General features: G+C 72.4%; 23 protein-coding genes. 11 read left to right on the top strand and 12 right to left on the bottom strand.

The features are described 5' to 3' along the window. Nucleotides 1-66: 66 nt before the first annotated feature. The 5 genes from AB0J57_RS00515 (at nt 67) to AB0J57_RS00495 (ending at nt 4,156) form a co-directional block, all read left to right on the top strand. Nucleotides 67-1,446, top strand: coding sequence for a hypothetical protein (locus AB0J57_RS00515; protein ID WP_366125690.1), 1,380 nt, complete (start codon nt 67-69; stop codon nt 1,444-1,446). Nucleotides 1,447-1,517: 71 nt separating this feature from the next. Next, entirely contained in the window at nt 1,518-2,021 is a 504-nt protein-coding gene (locus tag AB0J57_RS00510; protein WP_366125689.1) for an FBP domain-containing protein, read from the top strand. A gap of 100 nt (nt 2,022-2,121) precedes the next feature. After that, entirely contained in the window at nt 2,122-2,601 is a 480-nt protein-coding gene (locus tag AB0J57_RS00505; RefSeq protein WP_366125688.1) for a cation:proton antiporter regulatory subunit, read from the top strand. Between the two features lie 2 nt (nt 2,602-2,603). Then, nucleotides 2,604-3,764 carry a cation:proton antiporter gene (locus tag AB0J57_RS00500; RefSeq protein ID WP_366125687.1) on the top strand — a complete coding sequence of 387 codons (1,161 nt, stop codon included), beginning with the start codon at nt 2,604-2,606 and terminating at the stop codon, nt 3,762-3,764. Between the two features lie 83 nt (nt 3,765-3,847). Further along, nucleotides 3,848-4,156: a DUF3040 domain-containing protein gene (locus AB0J57_RS00495; protein ID WP_366125686.1), complete on the top strand. Its 309-nt coding sequence runs from the start codon at nt 3,848-3,850 to the stop codon at nt 4,154-4,156. Between the two features lie 48 nt (nt 4,157-4,204). On the opposite strand, the gene AB0J57_RS00490 is transcribed toward AB0J57_RS00495, so the two are convergent. Together AB0J57_RS00490 and AB0J57_RS00485 are read right to left on the bottom strand one after the other, a co-directional pair. Then, nucleotides 4,205-5,632, bottom strand: a complete 1,428-nt coding sequence (locus tag AB0J57_RS00490) for a lipase maturation factor family protein (protein ID WP_366125685.1) — start codon at nt 5,630-5,632, stop codon at nt 4,205-4,207. Nucleotides 5,633-5,656: 24 nt separating this feature from the next. Further along, the gene (locus AB0J57_RS00485; protein WP_366125684.1) at nt 5,657-6,370 is read right to left on the bottom strand and encodes an alpha/beta fold hydrolase; all 714 of its coding nucleotides are present in this window, start codon (nt 6,368-6,370) and stop codon (nt 5,657-5,659) included. Nucleotides 6,371-6,500: 130 nt separating this feature from the next. Between AB0J57_RS00485 and AB0J57_RS00480 the strand changes: the two genes are divergently transcribed. Then, nucleotides 6,501-6,839: an STAS domain-containing protein gene (locus AB0J57_RS00480; RefSeq protein ID WP_366125683.1), complete on the top strand. Its 339-nt coding sequence runs from the start codon at nt 6,501-6,503 to the stop codon at nt 6,837-6,839. A gap of 5 nt (nt 6,840-6,844) precedes the next feature. On the opposite strand, the gene AB0J57_RS00475 is transcribed toward AB0J57_RS00480, so the two are convergent. Next, nucleotides 6,845-7,246 carry a hypothetical protein gene (locus tag AB0J57_RS00475; protein ID WP_366125682.1) on the bottom strand — a complete coding sequence of 134 codons (402 nt, stop codon included), beginning with the start codon at nt 7,244-7,246 and terminating at the stop codon, nt 6,845-6,847. A 194-nt stretch (nt 7,247-7,440) separates the two neighbouring features. Here AB0J57_RS00475 and AB0J57_RS00470 point away from each other — a divergent pair, with 194 nt between their 5' ends. Together AB0J57_RS00470 and AB0J57_RS00465 are read left to right on the top strand one after the other, a co-directional pair. Beyond that, on the top strand, nt 7,441-8,982 hold the full coding sequence (locus AB0J57_RS00470) for a hypothetical protein (RefSeq protein WP_366125681.1): 1,542 nt from the start codon (nt 7,441-7,443) through the stop codon (nt 8,980-8,982). A 63-nt stretch (nt 8,983-9,045) separates the two neighbouring features. Continuing rightward, a complete protein-coding gene (locus tag AB0J57_RS00465; RefSeq protein WP_366125680.1) occupies nt 9,046-10,455 on the top strand; it encodes an RtcB family protein in 1,410 nt (469 codons plus the stop codon). Between the two features lie 51 nt (nt 10,456-10,506). On the opposite strand, the gene AB0J57_RS00460 is transcribed toward AB0J57_RS00465, so the two are convergent. The 4 genes from AB0J57_RS00460 to AB0J57_RS00445 are packed head-to-tail and all read right to left on the bottom strand — an operon-like array spanning nt 10,507 to nt 13,466. Beyond that, complete coding sequence (locus tag AB0J57_RS00460; protein ID WP_366125679.1) at nt 10,507-10,962, bottom strand: archease; 456 nt, start codon at nt 10,960-10,962, stop codon at nt 10,507-10,509. Continuing rightward, complete coding sequence (locus tag AB0J57_RS00455; RefSeq protein WP_366125678.1) at nt 10,952-12,592, bottom strand: IclR family transcriptional regulator C-terminal domain-containing protein; 1,641 nt, start codon at nt 12,590-12,592, stop codon at nt 10,952-10,954. Before AB0J57_RS00455 ends, AB0J57_RS00460 begins: the two co-directional genes overlap by 11 nt. Beyond that, on the bottom strand, nt 12,589-13,206 hold the full coding sequence (locus tag AB0J57_RS00450) for a sigma factor (protein ID WP_366125677.1): 618 nt from the start codon (nt 13,204-13,206) through the stop codon (nt 12,589-12,591). The genes AB0J57_RS00455 and AB0J57_RS00450 overlap by 4 nt, the downstream gene beginning before the upstream one ends. Next, nucleotides 13,203-13,466 carry a hypothetical protein gene (locus tag AB0J57_RS00445; RefSeq protein WP_366125676.1) on the bottom strand — a complete coding sequence of 88 codons (264 nt, stop codon included), beginning with the start codon at nt 13,464-13,466 and terminating at the stop codon, nt 13,203-13,205. Before AB0J57_RS00445 ends, AB0J57_RS00450 begins: the two co-directional genes overlap by 4 nt. A gap of 221 nt (nt 13,467-13,687) precedes the next feature. Between AB0J57_RS00445 and AB0J57_RS00440 the strand changes: the two genes are divergently transcribed. Beyond that, on the top strand, nt 13,688-13,873 hold the full coding sequence (locus tag AB0J57_RS00440) for a hypothetical protein (protein WP_366125675.1): 186 nt from the start codon (nt 13,688-13,690) through the stop codon (nt 13,871-13,873). 18 nt (nt 13,874-13,891) lie between these two features. Here AB0J57_RS00440 and AB0J57_RS00435 read toward each other — a convergent pair whose 3' ends face one another. Genes AB0J57_RS00435 through AB0J57_RS00420 form a run of 4 tightly spaced genes read right to left on the bottom strand, consistent with a single transcriptional unit; the run spans nt 13,892 to nt 17,753 of the window. Then, entirely contained in the window at nt 13,892-14,350 is a 459-nt protein-coding gene (locus AB0J57_RS00435; protein WP_366125674.1) for a MaoC family dehydratase, read from the bottom strand. An 8-nt stretch (nt 14,351-14,358) separates the two neighbouring features. Beyond that, on the bottom strand, nt 14,359-15,942 hold the full coding sequence (locus tag AB0J57_RS00430; RefSeq protein WP_366125673.1) for a long-chain fatty acid--CoA ligase: 1,584 nt from the start codon (nt 15,940-15,942) through the stop codon (nt 14,359-14,361). Nucleotides 15,943-15,952: 10 nt separating this feature from the next. Beyond that, a complete protein-coding gene (locus AB0J57_RS00425) occupies nt 15,953-16,840 on the bottom strand; it encodes an amidohydrolase family protein (RefSeq protein WP_366125672.1) in 888 nt (295 codons plus the stop codon). A gap of 1 nt (nt 16,841) precedes the next feature. Next, nucleotides 16,842-17,753, bottom strand: a complete 912-nt coding sequence (locus AB0J57_RS00420; protein WP_366125671.1) for an SDR family NAD(P)-dependent oxidoreductase — start codon at nt 17,751-17,753, stop codon at nt 16,842-16,844. A gap of 196 nt (nt 17,754-17,949) precedes the next feature. Between AB0J57_RS00420 and AB0J57_RS00415 the strand changes: the two genes are divergently transcribed. After that, nucleotides 17,950-18,369 carry a MarR family transcriptional regulator gene (locus AB0J57_RS00415; protein WP_366125670.1) on the top strand — a complete coding sequence of 140 codons (420 nt, stop codon included), beginning with the start codon at nt 17,950-17,952 and terminating at the stop codon, nt 18,367-18,369. A gap of 52 nt (nt 18,370-18,421) precedes the next feature. Here the strand turns inward: AB0J57_RS00415 and AB0J57_RS00410 are convergent, their stop codons facing one another. After that, nucleotides 18,422-18,664 (bottom strand): hypothetical protein, encoded by a 243-nt coding sequence (locus AB0J57_RS00410; protein ID WP_366125669.1) that lies wholly within the window; start codon nt 18,662-18,664, stop codon nt 18,422-18,424. Nucleotides 18,665-19,071: 407 nt separating this feature from the next. Between AB0J57_RS00410 and AB0J57_RS00405 the strand changes: the two genes are divergently transcribed. After that, nucleotides 19,072-19,620: a hypothetical protein gene (locus AB0J57_RS00405; RefSeq protein ID WP_366125668.1), complete on the top strand. Its 549-nt coding sequence runs from the start codon at nt 19,072-19,074 to the stop codon at nt 19,618-19,620. The last annotated feature ends 43 nt before the right edge of the window (nt 19,621-19,663 follow it).

Below are 19,663 nucleotides of genomic sequence, written 5' to 3'. Positions count from 1 at the left end.
GGTCTTCTTCGTCAGGAGATCCACGGTTTCGCTGGGTTTCCCATGACGGCCGGTTGAGGCGGTGTCGTGTCTGTGCAGCGTCGTACGCGTGACCTCGTAGTGGTCGTGCCGGGCATCCTCGGCAGTGTGCTGCGCACCCCGGACGGGCGGGACGCGTGGAACGCCTCGCTGGCCATGGCGTCGGACGTTCTGCTGAGAACCAGCGAGGCCCTGGAATCCCTCCGGCTTCCGCGCGACCTGGGCGATGCGCCGCCGACCGGGCGGTACGCGCTGCAGTCGACGGCACTCATGCCCGGATGGCAGGTCTGGCCGGGCTTCTGGGCCGGCGCCGGATACCCGGCCCTGGTGAGATCACTGCGAAAGTGTCTGCTGCGGCCGGAACAGCAGTTGCTGCTGTTTCCCTACGACTGGCGGCTGTCGAACAAGACCAACGCGCAACTGCTCCTGCAACGAGCCGAACGGCGCCTGGACCAGTGGCGCCGTGACGGTGGTGGGCCCGACGCCCAACTCCAGCTCGTCTGCCATTCCATGGGCGGCCTCATCGGCCGCTACTTCCTGCACGTGCTCGGCGGAAAGGCGATGACCAGGCGCGCGTACACGCTCGGCACACCGTACAGCGGTTCCCTGAAGGCGGTCCGGGTCCTGACGGGCCGTTTCCTGCCGCCCCCTCTGGAACGTCTGGGCGAGCGGCTGCGCACCGTCGCGGAGACCTTCCCGTCGCTCGCCGAACTCCTCCCCACGTACGCCTGTGTCGCGCAGCACGGCGATGGACGCGGCGGCGGGGCGGTGCCGCTGGTGGATCATCACCTTCCGGGCCTTGATCGCCAGACGCTGCTGCGCTCCGCCGAATTCCACGGCGAGATCACAGCGATGGAGGCGGATACCCGGGACGGGATCGTGCATGTGTTCGGCGGTGATGGGCAGCCGACGGAGCAGGCCATGATGATCGACCCTCCGGGCATCCGCTTCGTACCGTGCCAGCGTGGAGAGGACTTCGGCGGGGACGGTACGGTGCCCCGGTTCAGCAGCGTCCCGCCCCACTGGCAGGACGACTCGGCGGCCCTGTTCTACCCGGCGAGACACGTCGCTCTGACACAGCACAGCGATCTCCTCCGGCACCTGAGCGACAAGATCACCGCAGTGCCTCTCTCCAGGGCCCTGGCTCCCGCGCGCCCGCTCTCCCTGGAACTGCCGCCGGTGGCGGTGGCCGGGCGGAAAGTGCCGCTCCACGTCCGGGCGGGCAGGCCGGACCTGGTGCTCCACGCGCATGTGCGGGGTGCCGACGGAACCCCTCACGGCCACCCGGTCGAACTCCGCCCGGACGGGGCAGGGAACTACTCGGCCGATCTCGTCGTGCCTCCCGGCCTGTGGCAGATCACCGTGAAGACCACCCATGAATCACCTGCCGGCCGTGTGGACGACGTCCTCGTCGTCGCAGCGCCTTGACGCACTCCCGCCCGTGACCGGGAGGGATATTGGGATGCGGCGTGATCGGCTCCTCCGTAGGGTCGATGCACGTGGAACCGCTCAGTGAGAAACAGATCCGCTCGTCCTTCGTCAACTGCACGAAGGGTGAGGCAGCACGGCTCAGGCTGCCGTCCGACTTCGCCGAACTCCCTTGGGAGGACCTGGACTTCCTCGGGTGGGTGGATCCCGGGGCCCCGCTGCGGGCCCACCTCGTGGTGCCCCGTGCCGACGGCCCGCTGGGAATCACGCTGCGTGTCCCGGCCGTCAGCCGTACCAGTGCGGTGAAGTCCAGTCTGTGCCAGATATGCCTGACGGGACACGCTTCCTCCGGGGTCACCCTGCTCGCCGCCCCGCTGGCGGGCGCGCGGGGACGTGAGGGGAACACGGTGGGGATCTACGTGTGCTCCGACCTGGCCTGCCCGCTGTACGTGCGCGGCAAGCGGCAGCCGCGACTGCGTTCCGGACGGTACGAGGAGTCGCTGACCCCGGAGGAGCGCATCGCCCGGATGGAGGGCAACCTGGAGGCCTTCGCCGCCAAGGTGACCGCCGGCTGACCGGCCCGCCGCCGTCCCCCCTCCGTGCGGGGCGGCGGCGCTGACACGCCTGGGGCGTGCATACCGGGCGGGGGCGCGCGTACCGGTGATGATGGGGCGCATGGACGTCACCGAGGTACTCCTGCCCGGGGTGGGGATCCGGTACGAGTTCACCAACCACGAGGGGGACCGGGTCGGCGTCGTCGCGGGCCGGACCGGTGACTTCGAACTGGTCGTCTACGGGCGCGGTGACCCCGACGAGGGGCGGCCCCTGGTGCGGCTGAACAGCGAGGAGGCCGACGCGGTCGCCGAGATCCTCGGGGCGCCGCGCATCGCGGAACGCTTCGCCGACCTCACCAGGGAGGTCCCGGGGCTCCGGTCCGGGCAGGTCGAGGTGCGGTCCTCCAGCCCGTTCGCCGGACAGCCGCTGGGGCGGACCAGGGCCAGGACCCGGACGGGCGCCTCCATCGTGGCGATCGTCCGCGGGGAGGACGTGATCGCCTCGCCCACGCCGGGCGAGACGCTCCAGGCCGGTGACGTCCTGGTCGTGATCGGAACCCGTGAGGGCATCGCAGGCGTGGACCGGATCGTCCAGGGCTGAGCGTGCGAACCCCCGTCACGCTGCTGCTGGAGCTCGGCCTCATCCTCACCGCCCTCAGCGTGCTGGGCACCGTGGCCCGCCGCCTCACCTTCTCACCGGTCCCGCTCTACCTGCTCGCGGGTCTGGCCCTCGGAGAGGGCGGCATCGCGCCCGTCCCGGCCGCCGGCGAGTTCGTGGAGACCGGGGCCGCCATGGGCGTCGTCCTGCTGCTGCTCACCCTCGGGTTGCAGTTCACCCCCACCGAGTTCACGGTGAGCCTCCGCCGGCACGTCCCGTCCGCGCTGGTCGACCTGGTCCTCAACGCGGTACCCGGCGCGGTCGCCGGATGGCTCCTCGGCCTCGACGGCGTCGGCGTCCTGGCCCTCGCGGGCGCGACGTACGTCTCCTCCTCGGGCATGGTCGCCCGGCTTCTGGCCGACCTGCGGCGACTGGGCAACCGGGAGACCCCGGCGATCCTCTCCGTACTGGTCATGGAGGACTTCGCCATGGCCGCCTATCTGCCCCTGCTGGCCGTCCTCGCCGCCGGCGGCCCCTGGTGGCAGGCCCTGCTGGGCGTCATGGCGGCGGTCGGTGCCGTAGTGGCGGCCTTCACCGCCTCCTACCGCTGGGGTCATCACCTCGGCCGGCTGCTGTCGCATCCGGACGCCGAGCAGCTCATGCTGCGGGTCCTCGGCCTCACCCTGATCGTCTCGGCGCTCGCCGAGCTGATCCACGCCACCGCGGCGGTGGCGGCGTTCCTCGTCGGGCTCTCCCTCACCGGCGACACGGCGGACCGGGCCCGCGCCGTGCTCAGCCCGCTGCGGGACCTGTTCTCCGCGATCTTCTTCCTCGCCATCGGCCTGTCGGTCCGCCCCGACGAGCTCGTGCCGCTCCTCCCCGCCGCCCTCGCCCTGGCGGCGGTCACGGCCGCGACCAAGGTGCTCACCGGCCGCTACGCCGCCGCCCGCGACCGGGTGGGACGCCGAGGGCAGTGGCGGGCCGGGACGGCGCTCATCGTGCGCGGCGAGTTCTCCATCGTCATCATCGGGCTGGTCGGCACGCTGAACGGCGAGCTCGCCCCCCTCGTCACCGCCTACGTCTTCGTCCTCGCCGTCGCCGGGCCGCTCCTCGCGCGGCTCGCCGGGGCCCTTCCGCGCAGCCTGGAGAAGAGCCGGTACGGATGACCGCGCGATGGGGGAAAATGAGTGGGTACACGACGAGTGGCTCGTCCCGCGCGGGAATCCTTCCCATGAAGCAGGTGGCTGCCATGGAACACGAGTCGGAAGGGCGCATCCTCGAGCAGATAGAGCATGCGCTCACCAGCGACGACCCCGAGCTCGCCGCCCGCATGAGCACGCTCAACGAACGGTTCTCCGAGGAGCCGCCGGCGGACGGGGGAGAGGCGGGCGACCCGCTCCCGGCGCCACGGAGGACGAAGCGGAACTGGCGCCGGACGACCACCCTCGTCCTGGTCGTCATCGCCCTCGTCGGGCTCCTCCTGACGGCCGTCCTCAACGCGTCGTCGAACGAACCCCCGCCGTCGCCCAGCAGCCACACCCCCGCCGTGTCCCAGTGAGCGCCGCGCATCAGAGCGCCTTCATGGCATCAGGGGGCCGTCAAGGCGTCACGGCGCCTTCATGACCGGGGGGACGTAGTCGCCCACCAGCGTGCGGTGCCACCAGGCACCGGTACGGCGCCGTTCGCGCCGGTCCGTGAACCGGTAGCGGTAGAGGCGGGCGCGGAGGTACACGGGCGGGGCGGCGGGGAAGGGGTTGGCGCGCAGGAGCTTGAGGACGACCGGATCGTTGTCCAGGAGCTTGAGTAGCAGCGCCGGGAACCAGGGCGTCGCGTACGCGGGTGAGAGCGCGGCGAACCACATCAGCCAGTCGAGCCGCAAGTGGTACGGGGCCACCTGCGGCGGCAGACCGGCCACGTCACCCGGCTTGCCCCGGAAGTGGTACTCCTTCCACTCCGTGTCGCCGGTGAGCCCGGGCTCGTCGGTGCCCTCGATCACCACCTCGTGCCGTATCCGGCTGATGCTGCCGAAGGCTCCATAGGTGTTGACCAGATGGAGCGGGTTGAAGGAGTAGTTCATCAACTGGTGGCGGGAGAGCAGGTTGCGCACCGGCCAGTAGCTGAGCACGGCCACCAGCGCGGTCACGGCGATCACCAGGCCCGCGTACCAGGCCGGGGTGGCGCCGAACGCGGGCGGCCCGGGCAGCGGCAGCACCTCGGCGGCCCGGGCCCCGTCGATCGCGGTGACCGCGAGGAGGACGGCCAGCCAGTTGAGCCAAGCGAAGTTGCCCGAGGCCACCAGCCAGAGCTGAGTGACGACGATGAAGCCGGCGGCCACGCTCGCGACCGGCTGCGGCGCGAACAGCAACACCGGCGCGCCGAGCTGCGCGACATGGTTGGCGGCGGTCTCCACCCGGTGCAGCGGCCTGGGCAGGTGATGGAAGAACCAGCTCAGCGGACCCGGCATCGGCTGCGTCTCGTGGTGGTAGTACAGGCAGGTCAAATCCCGCCAGCACCGATCGCCGCGCAGTTTGATCAGCCCGGCGCCGAACTCCAGGCGGAACAGCAGCCAGCGCAGCAGGAACAGCACCAGGACCGGCGGCGCGATGCGCTCGTTCCCCAGGAAGATCGCCAGGAACCCGGCTTCGAGCAGCAGCGACTCCCACATGAAGGCGTACCACGTCTGCCCGACGTTGACGATCGACAGGTACAGCACCCACAGCAGCGCCCACATCAGCATCGACGCCCACAGCGGTACGCGGTCGCCGGCCCCCGCCGCGAGTGCGGCGGAGAGGGCCATCCCGGTCCACACCACGCCCGCGAAGAAGCGGTCGGAGTAGTGGAAGTGGAAGACGCCGGGCGAGCGCCGGAAGGGCACCGACGCGACGAAACGCGGCACCGGGAGCAGCCCCCGCTCGCCGATGAGCGCGCGGAACTGCCGGAGGCTGCTCAAGAAGGCGACGAAGTACACGACGGCGAGGCCGCGTTGGAACACCAGCCGGCCCAGCCAGTAGTCGCCGTCCGTGAACCACTCCACAGCGCCTCCCGACCAGGGTCCCTCTCATCCGGGCGCGGCACCGGTCGCGTCCCGCAGCACCCGGGCGACCAGCCCGGGGGCGTCGGCCATCGGCACATGGCCGCAGCCGGGCAGCGGCACCAGCCGCGCGCCGGGGATCGCGGCCTTGACCCGCGCGGCCTGCCGGGGCGGCAGGAGCCGGTCCCGGGTGCCCCAGGCGACGGTGACGGGCACACCGGGGACGTCCCCGCTGAACAGCACCGGCGCCCGCCCGGCCCGGAGGGCCGCCTTGGCCGCCGCACTCTGCCGGGACATGGCCAGCACCGCGTACGCGTACCTCCGCTCGGCGCCGGTCCAGAACCCCGCCGGCGCCAGCGCCGTCACACTGCGCGCCAGCCCCGCCTGCCCCAGGCGCAGCGCGATCAGGCCGCCCAGCGAATGGCCCGCCACATGCGGCCGTTCCACCCCCAGCCCGCCGAACAGCGCGCCCATCCACGCCACCGCCGCCTCCAGGTCCCACGGCACCGCCGGGTCCAGGTCCGGCGACTCCCCGAAGCCCGGCAGATCCAGGGCGATCGTCTCCCGCCCGGTGAGCAGCGGCACCACGGCGCCCCACACCCGGCGGTCGTCGCCGACCCCGTGCAGCAGCACCAGCGGCTCGCCGTCGCCCTGCCGCTCGTACGCCACGGTGACGGCCCCCAGACCGGCGACCCGGCCCTCCACGTACGACGCGGGACGGCGGGCGGTGTGCCGGGTCATCGGGCACCTCCCACGGTCACTGTGTCCACATGGGAAAACGGCCGGAGGGCAGGTCGCCATTCCTGAGGGTGGACAGCGCGGCCGGTTCGGCGTTTTGCTGGTGCTCGGTAGCGGAAGGGGGCGTCCGGCGATGCCCGAGGAGTTCACCACCACCGTGACCGCACAACCCGGCGGCGACACCGTCCTGACCGTGTCGGGCGAGCTCGACATCGCCACCGGGGAGGAACTGCGAAGTCGGCTGCACGCCGCGCTGGCCCAGTCGCACACCGTCCTCCTCGACCTGTCCGGCGTCACCTTCCTGGACTGCGCAGGGATGCGCGTCCTGCTGTGGGCCCGCCGGCAGGCCGCCGCCACGGGCGTGCGGCTCCTGCTGTACGCGCCGTCCCCCGCCGTGGACAAGATCCTCAGAACGACCCACCTGGAGACGGCCTTCACCTTCTCCGCCCCCTCCGCCCTCACCGCCCGGTGAGATCCCTACGCCGACGGCCGGTCGGCGAGCCCGTCCAGGACACGCATCGCCTCGGCGTGGGCGCTCATCCGGCACATCAGGCTGCCACTGGTGAACGCCATCGCCCCGGCGACCGACACCGGCACCGACAGGCCGAGCACGGCGAGGGCCTCCGGCCAGTCCCGCTCGCTCTCGCACAGAGCGCCGCGCCGTACGCCGTCGTTGGCCGTGCCGCGCTCGGTCAGCAGCCGCGACTCGCACTCCCTGGGGTACCGGTCGTCGGGCTCCTCGTCGACCTCGTACGGAGTGAGCAGCAGCACCGCGCACCACGCCCACAGCAGACCTGCCAGGGACAGCAGCCCGATGCCCCAGGCGCGTATCCGCCGGCCCCGGTCGCGGAAGTCCAGGTCGTAGTCATGTGATCGCATGGCGCACGAAGCTAGCAGCCGCCCGATCGGCGGTAAGGGCCGCCCCGATGCCACCCGTTCGGGCCCGGCCGTTGCGCCGACTGCCGCGCCTGCCCGGTGCACGGGTCGCCGCCGGCGCGCAGCGTGGGGGGAGAACGGTGGGGGAGGGCCCTCACCGTCGTACCGCCACAGGACACCACGAGTGAGGCCGGGCCATGCAGGACGCACGCTTGATCGCCGGCTCGCGGGACGTCACGCGGCCAGGGGAGTCCGGAGAAGGGCGCCCGCCCGCCGGGGCCGGGGCGGCCGCGCGCCCGCTGACCTGGACGGCGGCCGTCGCCGCCGCGTTCACACTCGCCCAACTCGCCCTGGTCGTGCCCGGCCTCGGGCTCGGCTGGGACGAGACCGTGTACGTCAGCCAGGTCAGCCCCCAGGCCCCGGCGGCGTTCTTCAGCGCGCCCCGGGCGCGGGGCATCAGCTTCCTGGTGGCGCCCGTTGCGGCGCTGACCACGTCCGTGGAGGCGCTGCGCGTCTGGCTCGCCCTGCTGTCCGGCTGCGGACTGTTCCTGGCGCTGTGGGTGTGGCGGCGGCTCCTGCCGGCCGGGGTACTGGCGACCGCCGGGGCGCTGTTCGCGACCCTGTGGGTCACGCTGTTCTACGGCCCGCAGGCGATGCCGAACCTGTGGGTCGCCTACGGGGCACTCGCCGCGACCGGCTTCTTCCTGCGCGCCGTCCGGGACCCCGGCGACCGGTGGGCGCTGCCCGGTCTGGGCGCCGGAGTGGCGCTCGCCGCCCTCATGCGCCCGACCGACGCGGTGTGGCTCGCCCTGCCCCTCGCGGTGGCCGCGCCGCTCCTGCGACCGGCACGCCGCCGGGCACTCGTGGTGGTGGCCGTGCTCGCCGCCGGTCTGGTGGTGGGCTGCGCCCCGTGGGTCGTGGAGGCGTACGCGCACTACGGCGGCCTGGTCCCCAGGCTGCGGCGGGCCAGTGAGATCCAGGGGCACCTGGGCTGGTACTTCGCCGTCGACGACCATGTGCGCGCGCTGGGCGGCCGGACGCTGTGCCGCCCCTGCGACGTGCCCTGGCGGCACCCCCTGTCCGCCGTCTGGTTCATGGCGCTGCCCCTGCTCGTGGCGGGCGGCGTGTGGTCCGCAGCCCGTACCCGCGACCGCGTCCCCGTCGTCCTGGCGACCGTGACCGGACTCGTGTCTGCCGCGCCCTACCTGTTCACCGTCGGCTACGCCGCGCCACGCTTCCTGCTGCCCGCGTACGCCCTGCTGGCCCTGCCGGTCGCCCAGTGCCTGCACCGCGTGGCCCGTCCCGACCGGGCACGGGGACGGCGCACGGCCGCCGTCCTGCTCGCCCTGGCCGCCACCGCGCACCTCGCGGTGCAGTACCGGGTGCTCGACGGCGTGGCCGAGCGGGTACGCCGCGACAACGTCACCCTCGGCCGCATCGCCGCCGAACTGCGCGCACAGGGCGTCACCCCGCCGTGCGTCGTCAGCGGCGAGGACGCCATCCGGGTGGCGTTCCGCGCCGGCTGCGCCTCGCGCCAGCCCTCGGGCCACGACGGCAGCATCACGCCGCGGGGCCTCGCCGCCATGGGCCTGCGCCTGCCGGTCGCGGTCCTCGTCTCCGACGTGGGCGGCATCCCGTCCTACGCCCGCCCCTGGCGCGTCCACCGGCTCCCGGACCTGGGGCACCGGACCGGGCTGCGCGGCTACCTGTCACCGGCGGCGACGCGGGCGGCCGACTGAAACGGCGGTTTATGCCGGGCGCTGCGGGAAACGCGGACGGGGACGCCGCCTCTGGAGGCCGCGATGGAGTACGTCGAAGAGCGTCCCTACCGCTTCCGCATCGGCCGCCGGGGGGACATGCGGGTGCCCGGAGTGGTGTTCGCGTCCCCCGCGCTGCTGCGGGACGCGGAGAAGTCACTGGAGCAGGTCGTCAACGTGGCGACACTGCCGGGCATCGTCAGCGCCTCGTACGCCATGCCCGACATCCACTGGGGCTACGGCTTCCCCATCGGCGGAGTCGCCGCCACCGACATCGGCGAGGGCGGCGTGGTGTCGCCCGGCGGCGTCGGCTTCGACATCTCCTGCGGGGTGCGGCTGCTGGCCGCCGACTGCGACCGGCGGGCGCTGGAACCGGTCCTGCACCCGCTCATGGACGGCCTCGGCCAGGTGATCCCGCGCGGCGCCGGACCGGGCGGCGTCTGGCGGCTGAGCGGCCGCGAGCTGGAACGCGTCCTCCAGGGCGGTTCCCGGTACGCGGTCGAGGAGGGCCACGGCGAGGAACGCGACCTGTGGCGCTGCGAGGACGGCGGGGCCGTCGCCGACGCGGACGCGGACCAGGTCAACGAGCGGGCGCGCGAGCGCGGGCTCGGCCAGGTCGGCAGCCTCGGCTCGGGCAACCACTTCCTGGAGGTCCAGCAGGTCGCCGAGGTCTACGACGAGCCGGTGGCCGCCGGGTTCGGGCTCGCCGCCGACCAGGTGTGCGTGATGATCCACTGCGGGTCGCGCGGCCTCGGGCACCAGATCTGCTCGGACCACGTCCGGGTGATGGACCGGGCCATGGCCCGGTACGGGATCGGCGTGCCGGACCGGCAACTGGCGTGCACCCCGGTCGCCTCGCCGGAGGGCCGCGCCTACCTGGGCGCGATGGCCGCGGCGGCGAACTACGGCCGCGCCAACCGCCAGTTGCTCGCCCAGGCGGCCCGCCGGGTCTTCCGCCGTGAGGCGGGCGCCCGCCTCACGCTGGTGTACGACGTGTCCCACAACCTCGCCAAGGTCGAGACCCACCAGGTGGACGGCGAGCAGCGCCGGCTGTGCGTGCACCGCAAGGGAGCCACCCGGGCCTTCCCGCCCGGCCACCCCGAGCTGCCCGAGGACCTGCGACCGGTCGGCCAGCCGGTGCTCATCCCCGGCACCATGGGAACCGCCTCCTACGTCCTCACCGGCGTCCCCGGCGGCGACGCCTTCCACTCCACGTGCCACGGGGCGGGGCGCGTGATGAGCCGCCACCAGGCCGCCCGCACCATCGGCGGCAAGCAGCTCCGGGCGCGGCTGGAGGCGGACGGCATCGCGGTGCGCCCGGTGTCGTGGCGGGGCCTGGCGGAGGAGACCCCGGAGGCGTACAAGGACGTCGACGCGGTGGTGGAGGCCAGCGAGGGCGCGGGGCTGTGCCGCAAGGTGGCCCGCCTGGTCCCGCTCGGCGTGGTCAAGGGGTAGGGCCTCGCACGGGGCCCGCACGGGGCTTCGCACGGGTCCGGAGCTGCGGTGTCACACGTCGACCGTGACCGCGCACGACCAGCCGTACGGATCGGGGGCCAGGTGCAGCTCCTGCCAGGACACGGCCTTCGGCACGGCACCGGTGATCGGCACCGAGCGTACGTCGGTCACCGCCATCCGCACGTCCAGCCCGCCGTCCACCGTCTCCACCTCGACGTCCACCGGCACGTCGCCGTGCACCTCCAGCCGGAAGACGACCTCGTCCAGCAGCGTGGCCAGCAGGTCGTCGTCACTGGCCTCGTCGACCTGCACCTGCCGCACCGCGGTCGCCCGTGCCCCCGAGACGTCCGCGAAGCACTCGACCATGCCGAGCACCGCCTCCACCAGGCACTGCTCGCGGCTCGCGCCCCACGCCTCGACGCGCACGTCAGCCGTGTGCGGCACCGCCCGGTGGCCGCTCGCCCCGGGGTGCCGGACCCGCCCGTCGTCGTCCGTGTCACCGGCCATGCCGATCGCGTGCCCCCTCACCCCCACCCGCATGCGTCCCGAGCCCCACCGGTTGCCGCGAAGTGTCCGCACCGTCGCTCGTGTCGCTCGTGTCGCTCGTGTCGGTCGTGTCGGTCGCGTCGGTCGCGCCCGCGCCGTGTGTGCCGTCCGGTGGGTCCGCCGCGAGCAGCAGGGTGGCCAGCAGGCTCGCCGAGCGGTTGCTCAGGGCATCGGCCGCTTCGAGGAGCCGGTGCTGCCGCGCCACGGGCAGCGACAGCGCCACGGCCCCCGCCCGGCCCGCGAGGGTGAGGGGGAAGGCGACGCACACCTCGTCGTTGGAGTACTCCAGCAGGTCGAATTGGGCCGCTTGGGGGCCGTGGTGGTCCAGCGCGTGGAACAGGTGCCGGTGGTCGGTGATGGTGCGGGGCGTGAGCGGGACGGGACGGCGCCGGTGCAGGTGGTCCATACGGCCCTCGAAGTCGAGCTGCGCCAGCAGGCTCTTGCCGACGGCGCTGGCGTGCGCCGCCTCGCGGAAGTCGACCCACTCGTACACGGCGGGCGTGCTGGGCCCGTCCGCGTACTGGGTGATCCGCACCTCCCCGTCCGTGTAGGTGCTCACGTACACCGCCGCCCCGACCGTGTCCCGGAGGTCGGAGAGGACCTCCCGCAGGGCGTTCTCGCGCTCGGCGCCCCGGTGCCCGGACAGGACGCGCATGAGCGGACCGGCGGTGTACGCACCGGCGCCGGCGGCGGCCACCAGGCCCTGCTGGGACAGCCAGGCCAGCAGGTGTTCCAGCGCCGGTGCGTCCATGCCGGTGCCGTGTGCGATCCGCGCGGCGCTCACCGGCCCGTCCGCGCTCCCGATGGCGTCGAGCACGTCCAGGACGCGCATGGCCTCCTTCCACCGCTGGGCCGACTCGCGCGCGGCCGGGACCTGCTGGGCGAGGCTGGTGAGGGACGCCGACCGCAGCGGGGCGGGCGTCCACAGGCGGCTTCGCCCGTCGGTGCGGCCGGGTACCCACAGCCCACCGGCCGGGGCGGCCGACGGCGTCGGGGTGACCGGTGCGACCGGGGCCGGGGGCGTCGGGGCCCGCACGTTGTCGGCCGCCGGGGCGCCCGCCGCCGGGGGGTCCATCGGGACGGGGGGCGAGGGGGTGCGCGACAGGCCGAGGGCGGCGCGGACGTCGTCGATGAACTCCGGGTCCTGCGCCTGAACTTCGTTCAGGCGCCTCCCCGCCCCGGCCGTGGCTTCGCACAGCAGCGCGCCGGCGTCGCCGTGTCCGTGCCGTGCCGCCTCGGCGACGAGGAACCGGGCATCGTCACGCCCCTCCGCACCGAACCGGCGGTGGACGACGACGGCCAGACGGAACAGCGCTCCGGGATGGTCCCGCTCCGCCGCCCGCCCCAGCCAGTCCGCCGCCGTGCCCAGCTCGTCACGGCGCAGGGCCTTGGTGCCCAGCCGGTAGAAGGAATTCGCCCGGGCGCGTTCCTCCTCCGCGTCACCGCCCGCGTCCGGGTCGCACGTGCCATAGGGCCGGTCCCAGAAGTCCCGCGTGCCTTCCAGCTCCCGCAGCAGGTCGGTGAGTCCGGCCGGAACCGTCGGCTCCGAGTACTCGCCCCGGGGACCGTCGTACCCGCTCACATCACTCACCTGATTCCCTTTCGGCTGATTCCCTTGATTCCCTTTCCGTGCACCGCTGTGTCCTTCCGCCGCTGTGGGCGGCAATGGCGCTTGAGCTTGTGCCGCAGCTCGACGACCGCGTTGTGACGCTGGACCCGGAGGTTCTCCAGGGATATCCCGAGCGTCTCGGCGATCTCCCGGTCCTCCAGCCCCCGGGCCTGGAGTTCGACGATCCGCTTCCGTGCCCCGGGCGCCATCCTCTCGATGGCCGGCACGACCACCTCGTGCAGCACCCGCAGGTCCACGGCCGGTGGCGGCAACTGCCGCTCCTGGAGCCGCGCCAGCACGGTGTCCGCGGCCACCACCACCCGCTCCTGGCGGAAGGTGCTCACGGTCAGGTTGTAGGCGGCGCGCAGCAGGTAGCCCATCAGGTCCTGGCCGGGCGCGGCCCGCCCCGTCAGGACGGCCCGCGCCACCCGGAGGAACGCCTCCTGCGCGACGTCCTCGCCCTGGACCAGTGACAGGCCGTATCTGCGGCGCAGGGCGTACGGCGCCCGCTCGATGTACGCCGGGTAGATCTCCAGCAACCGCTGCCCGACGTTTCCCCGCAGCCGCAGTGTCTCGCCGGACGGTACGTCGTTCACCACAGGCCGCTCTCCTCGCGGCGCCCTCCGGCGCCCGGCCGCACCGTCCATACGGTCAGTACGCTGCCGTCGGCCGCCTCGAACCGGACCACCCGGGCCACCGGGCACCCGCACAGCTCCCGCTTCACCCCGTGGTCCACGCCCGCGCCCGGCGCCCGCCGGTCCAGCCGCCTCCAGGGACGGCGCCGCACGACGCCCAGCGCGTGCACCGCGCTCAACGCGGCCGTGACCAATCCGACCCACTCCAGGGACGACGTCATGCAAGGGCTCCCGATCTTCCGTGAGAGAGCGCGGCGCGGTTTGCGCCGTCACCCTTGGACGCGCCGGCGAGCGGGGACATTAACGCCTGATCACAGAAGGCGGGAGACGATCGATGAGCAGCCAGGTTTGACGCATGACGTCCGGTTGAACGGCGGAAAGGGACCGCCCGCCCTCGGTCGGCCGGGTCGCGGAACCGGGGACGTCGTCGTAGACAGGGGGCATGAGCGAGGAGAAGACCTGGTGGCATCCCGGCGAGATCGTGCCCTCCAGCGGAATCTACGAGTGCGACTGCGGCGCCGGTCACCACTGGAGCACGGACGTGAAGGGCCATCGTTTCCCGCCCCTGCCGGCCGGGTGCCCGGGCAGCTCGTGGAGGCTGCAGACCGAGGCGCACCCGGACGACTGAGGGCGTCCCTCCGGATGCTCAGGCGTAGTGGCGGTAGACCGCGTGCGCCACACAGGCGGGCTTGTCGCTGCCCTCGACCTCCACCGTGAAGGTCAGCGGCATCTGCACGCCGTTGCCCTTGACGTCCTCCACCGAGCCGACCGCGCCGTGCAGGCGGACCTTGGAGCCGACCGGCACGGGGCTCGGGAAACGGACCTTCTCCGAGCCGTAGTTGACGCTCATGGAGATGCCGGTGATGGTCAGCAGCTCGGTGAAGAGCGGGATGACCAGGGAGAGGGTCAGGTATCCGTGGGCGATGGGGGCGCCGAAGGGGCCCTCCTTGGCCTTCTCCGGGTCGGTGTGGATCCACTGGTGGTCGTCGGTGGCGTCGGCGAAGGTGTTCACCCGGTCCTGGGTGATCTCCCGCCACGCGGTGCGGCCGAGGTCGGCTCCGCTCAGGGACTTCAGCTCGTCGAGGCCATGGGCAGTCGTGGGCACGGGGTTCCTCACTGGGGGTGCGTCGGGTGGTCGCCGTCGGTCCAGGCGTGGGCGTTGGCGTGGGCGTAGGCGTCGCGGAGGGCGGGTTTGACGATCTTTCCGGACGCTGTACGGGGGAGGGCGTCGGCGAAGACGACGGACTTCGGGATCTTGTACTTGGCCAGCCTGCCCCGCAGGTGGTCCAGGATGGCCGGGGCGTCGGCGGCGGCACCGGGCCTCAGGACGACGACGGCGCGGCCGACCTCGCCCCAGACCTCGTCGGCCACGCCGATGACGGCGCATTCGCCGACGGCTGGGTGGCTCAGGATCGCGTCCTCGACCTCGGCCGGGTACACGTTCTCGCCGCCCGAGACGAACATGTCCTTGACCCGGTCGACGATGTAGGCGTATCCTTCGGCGTCCGTCCGGGCGATGTCGCCGGTGCGCAGCCAGCCGTCGCCGGTGAGGGCGGCCGCGGTGTCCTCCGGCCGGCCCCAGTAGCCGGACATGACGTTGGGACCGCTGACGAGGATCTCGCCACGCTCGCCCGGCGCGGCGTCACGGCCGTCGGGCAGCACCACGCGCGTGTCGGTGAAGAAGTGCGGTACGCCCGCAGAGCCCGCCTTGGCCGAGGTCTGCTCCCGGTCCAGGTAGAGCACGCCGGGGGAGGCCTCCGTCATCCCGTAGCCCTGGCTGAAGGCAAGGCCACGGGCCAGGTAGGTGGCTATGGTGCGGGCCGGGACGGGCGCGCCGCCACAGTTGAGGGTGCGCAGGCTGGACAGGTCGGTCCCCGCCCAGCGGGGGCTCGCGGCCATGGCGTCGTACATGGTGGGAACGCCGAACATGTACGTCACGCGGTGGCGCTCGATGAGCTCCAGGACGTGCCCGGGGTCGAACGCGCCGAGCAGCACCACGCGCCCGCCCTTGAGGAGGGTCGGAAGGCACGTCATGTTGAGCCCGGCGGTGTGGAACAGCGGGGCGATGACCAGGGTGACCTCGTCACCGGCCAGATCGGTGTCGACGAGGACGTTGACGCTGTTCCAGATGGTGTTGGCATGGGAGAGGACGGCGCCCTTGGGCCGGCCCGTGGTCCCGGAGGTGTACATGATCATGCACGGGTCGTCCGGGGCGACGGCCTCGTCCAGCGGATCGGTCCCGCCGCCGGCGAGCAGCTCCTCGTAACCGAGGACACCGTCACCGAGGACACGCTCCTCCGGCTCGCCAAGGGTGACCCGGTGGCGCACCCCCGCATCCCCGGCGGCCGCGCCGGCGGCCTCGGCGTGCTCCGGGGCATGGATGAGCACGGTGCTGCCCGAGTCGGCGAGGCTGTACGCCAGCTCCGGAGCCGCCAGCCGGGTGTTGAGCGGCACGAAGACCGCGCCGAGCGCACCGGCCGCGAACAGGGTCTCCAGGAAGGCCGGGCGGTTGGGGCCCAGGTACGCCACCCGGTCGCCCCGCCCCGTACCCAGCCCGCGCAGGGCGTGGGCCAGCCGGAGTACCCGCTGGTGCAGCTCGCGGTAGGTCCAGGTGCGGTCCTCGTGGACGACGGCGATCCGGTCGGGTGTCTTGCGGGCCCGGCGCGCCGGCCAGGAGCCGATGCCTTGGTTCAGCACGGCGCCCCCTTCAGTCCTTGACCAGACCGAGCAGGCGGGCGGCGTTGTCCTTGAGGATCCTGGGCCGGACCTCCGGCTTGATGTCGAGCCCGTCGAAGTCGGCGAGCCACCGGTCGGGCGTGATGACGGGGTAGTCGGAGCCGAACAGCACCTTGTCCTTCAGCAGGGTGTTGGCGTACCGCACGAGCTGCGGCGGGAAGTACTTCGGCGACCAGCCAGACAGGTCGATGTACACGAACGGCTTGTGCGTGGCCACCGCCAGGGCCTCGTCCTGCCAGGGGAAGGACGGGTGGGCGAGGATGATCCGCAACTGGGGGAAGTCCACGGCGACGTCGTCGACCAGCATGGGGTCGGAGTACTTCAGCCGGATACCGCCACCGCCGGGGACGCCCGCGCCGATGCCGGTCTGCCCGGTGTGGAACAGCGCGGGGACGCCCAGTTCCTCGATGGCTTCGTACAGCGGATAGGCCAGCGGGTCGTTGGGGGAGAAGCCCTGGACGCTCGGGTGGAACTTGAAGCCGCGTACGCCGTACTCCTCGACAAGCCGGCGCGCCTCCCGCACACCCGCCCGGCCCTTGTGGGGGTCGACGCTCGCGAAGGGGATGAGGACGTCGGGGTGGGCGGCGCAGCCTTCGGCGATCTCCTCGTTGGCGATCCGCGGGTGCCCGGTGGCGTGCTCGGCGTCCACGGTGAACACCACGGCGGCCATGCGGCGTTCCCGGTAGTGGGCGGCCATCTCGTCGATGGTGGGCTGCCGGTGGCCGTGGGCCCCGAAGTACCGCTCGGAGGCGCCGAAAAGCTCCGGGCTCAAGGACCCGTGCCCGTCCTTGGAGACCTCGGCGTGGGTGTGCATGTCGATGGCGGTCAGCCGGGAGACGTCGAGCGCGAGGTCGCTCATCTCACGCCCCCGGTGCGTGCGGAGCAGGTATGCCGTACGTCTCGGGCTCGGCGCCCACGCCGCCGTGCCACCGCTCGGCGATCGCGTCGGCGCTCCAGCCGCCGTCGGCGAAGGCGACCGCCTTCTCCTTGGGGTGCGCCCACAGGGCCAGCCGGTCGCCACCGATGCCGATGGCCTGCCCGGTGACGCCCTGGGAGGCGTCGGAGGCCAGGAAGGTGATCAGGCCGGTTACGTCGTCGACCGTGCCCAGCCCCTCGTGCTTGCGCAGCCAGTCCGGCAACGGTTCGCCGGTGCGCTCGGACTCCGCGATGGCCGGCGCGAAGGCCGGGATGGTCTTCGTCATCTCGGTGGCCGCGACCGGAACCACGGCGTTGACGGTGATGTCCGCCTTGGCCAGCTCCATGGCCCAGGTGCGCGCCATCGCGACCACGCCCGCCTTGGCGGCGGCGTAGTTGGTCTGGCCGAAGTTGCCCCGCTGCCCGGCGGGCGAGGAGATCAGGACGAGACGGCCACCGGTGCCCTGCTCCCGCATCCGGATCGCGGCCGCCCGGGCGCAGGTGAAGGTGGCGCGCAGGTGGACCCTGACGACGGCGTCGAAGTCCTCGTCCGTCATCTTCCACAGCACGCGGTCGCGGAGGATGCCCGCGTTGGTGACGAGCACGTCCAGTCGGCCGAATTCCCGTACGGCCGTGTCCACCAGCCGCTGGGCCGCCTCGCTGTCGCCGACCGCCGCCACGACGCCGGCCGCCCTGACGCCGGCGGAGGCGATGTCGGCGACCGCGGCGTCGACCGCGTCGGCGTCGATGTCGTTGACGACGACCGAGGCCCCGGCGGCGGCGAGGGCACGGGCGTAACCGAGCCCGAGTCCGCGTCCGCTTCCGGTCACGACGGCGGTTCTGCCGTGCAGATCCATGGTGTTGCACCTCTTCATGGGATTGACAGGAATCCTGATGATTGGAGCGATGGTGGGAGTGTGTCGATTCTCAGGATTCCTGTCAATGGCCTAGGGTGAGCGGGCATCGAAGACGGCCGGTAAGGCGTGGAGGCGTGACGTGGAAGCACTCGGAGCACCTGCGGAATCCGAGGCGGGGGGCGGGGCGGGTGGAGGCGTGGGTACGGGCCCCTCGCTGCTCTATCTGGTCAAGCGGACCGAGCTGGTGGTCCGCGCCCGCCTCGAAGAGCTGCTCAAGCCCGCCGGGATCACGGCGCTCCAGTACACGGCCCTCACGGTCCTGGAGCGGCACGACGGACTGTCCGCCGCCCAGCTCGCCCGGGACTCCTTCGTCACGGCCCAGTCCATGGCCGACATGGTCCGCACCCTGGAAAGCCGCGGCCTGATCCGCCGTGAGCCCAACCCCCGCAACCGGCGCGAGAAAGTCGTCCTGCTCGCCGATGCCGGCCGCCGGCTGCTGGCCCAGTACGCCGAGCCGGCGCGGCGGCTGGAGGAGCGCATGGTCCAGGACCTCGGGGCGGAGGACACCGTCCGGTTCCGCGACTGCCTGAACCGGGCGTACCGGGCGCTGTCCTGACGGTGCGACGGGCGACGGCGGGGCCCGCCGGTGAGACGCCCGACGGTGTGCGCTAGCGGACCGCGTACATCCGGATGGCGACGACCTTCTCCCCCTCGGGGTGGGCGAGTCCCACGAAGACCGTCTCGGCGAGCCATCGGTGAGCGGGTGCGTCCGTCCTGAGGCCGGGGGAGGTCCGGTGGTAGTGACCGGCCTCCGAGACCCGCAGGTCGCCGTCGTCCTGGTCCGGGCGGTCGGGAGCCCAGGACGACGCCGCGTGCGTCGCCCCCCTGCGCGGGGTGGGCGCGAACCTCATGGCCGTAGCAACGACCACACCTTCGCCGTGGGGTGGTTCACCGGCAATGACTTGCACGATCCGACGCTCAAACCGTGGAGCGGCGCCCACACCCCGCTGCCCCATCAGGTTTCCCGCCTACTGCTGCCGGAGCGGTCGGGCTCGGCCCATGGTCGGCTCCCGGTTCCGGGCGCGCTGACCCGGTCATCGGCCCCGCCGCACTTCGCGCACACTGGCCGCACGCATTCCGAAACGATCAGTCAGACGTGCGGCCAGTTTTCCTCAGTTTCCTCCGCTGCCACACCAGCGGACCGCTTTTGTCTCTTGCAATCTCAGTCAGGGCGATGTGTGCCATGCTGTCGTTCGGCACGGCGGCCTCCTCTGGGGCTTCCACAAGAGGCCGTGCCTCAACGTCATGGGGGGCTCTGATGATCCCGTTTGTCGCACACATGATCGTTTCCCTGGGTGTACATCTCCTCCTCAATGCCAGGGGAAAACGCCAGGTCGGCTGGGAGTTCGCCGGCGCCTCGAACGGTGAAACAGAAGTGGAACTCGCTGCCGTGGAACGCATCGGCGTCTTCGCGAACAGCAGCCGCGCTCGTATCAAGGTCGAGCGAACCCTCTCCCGGCAATGGAGGCGCTCCGTCGCATGGGACGTCAAGGCGGCGGTGGAAAAGGCGGCAAAGGCCAAACTTCCCGTCGCCGAAGCAGAGGTGAAGGCGTCCCTGGAGTTGCACAGGGGCACAGAGACGACAGAACAGTTCACGGCGTCCCAGCGGTTCGAAGTCGAGATCGAGCCCCGGTCGGAGGTCGAAATCCTCGTGCACTGGTACAGGCAGATCCAGACGGGCACCCTGTCGCTCACCAAGTCGGTCACCCCGGACAGTTCCCACCCCGCCCTGCTGATGGTCCCGTTCCGCGAAGTGACCGGCCTGACGGCAGACGTGTGCTCGAGGGACGTCCAGCGGCTGCGTTGACGGACGCGCATCAGGAACTCTCCCGGCACAGTAGGCGACGGAG

This window comes from Streptomyces sp. NPDC049837 (genome assembly GCF_040674455.1).
In the GTDB taxonomy this organism is placed as follows: domain Bacteria; phylum Actinomycetota; class Actinomycetes; order Streptomycetales; family Streptomycetaceae; genus Streptomyces.
Note: the sequence above shows the minus strand (reverse complement) of the source record. Positions and strands in the feature narration are given on the sequence as shown.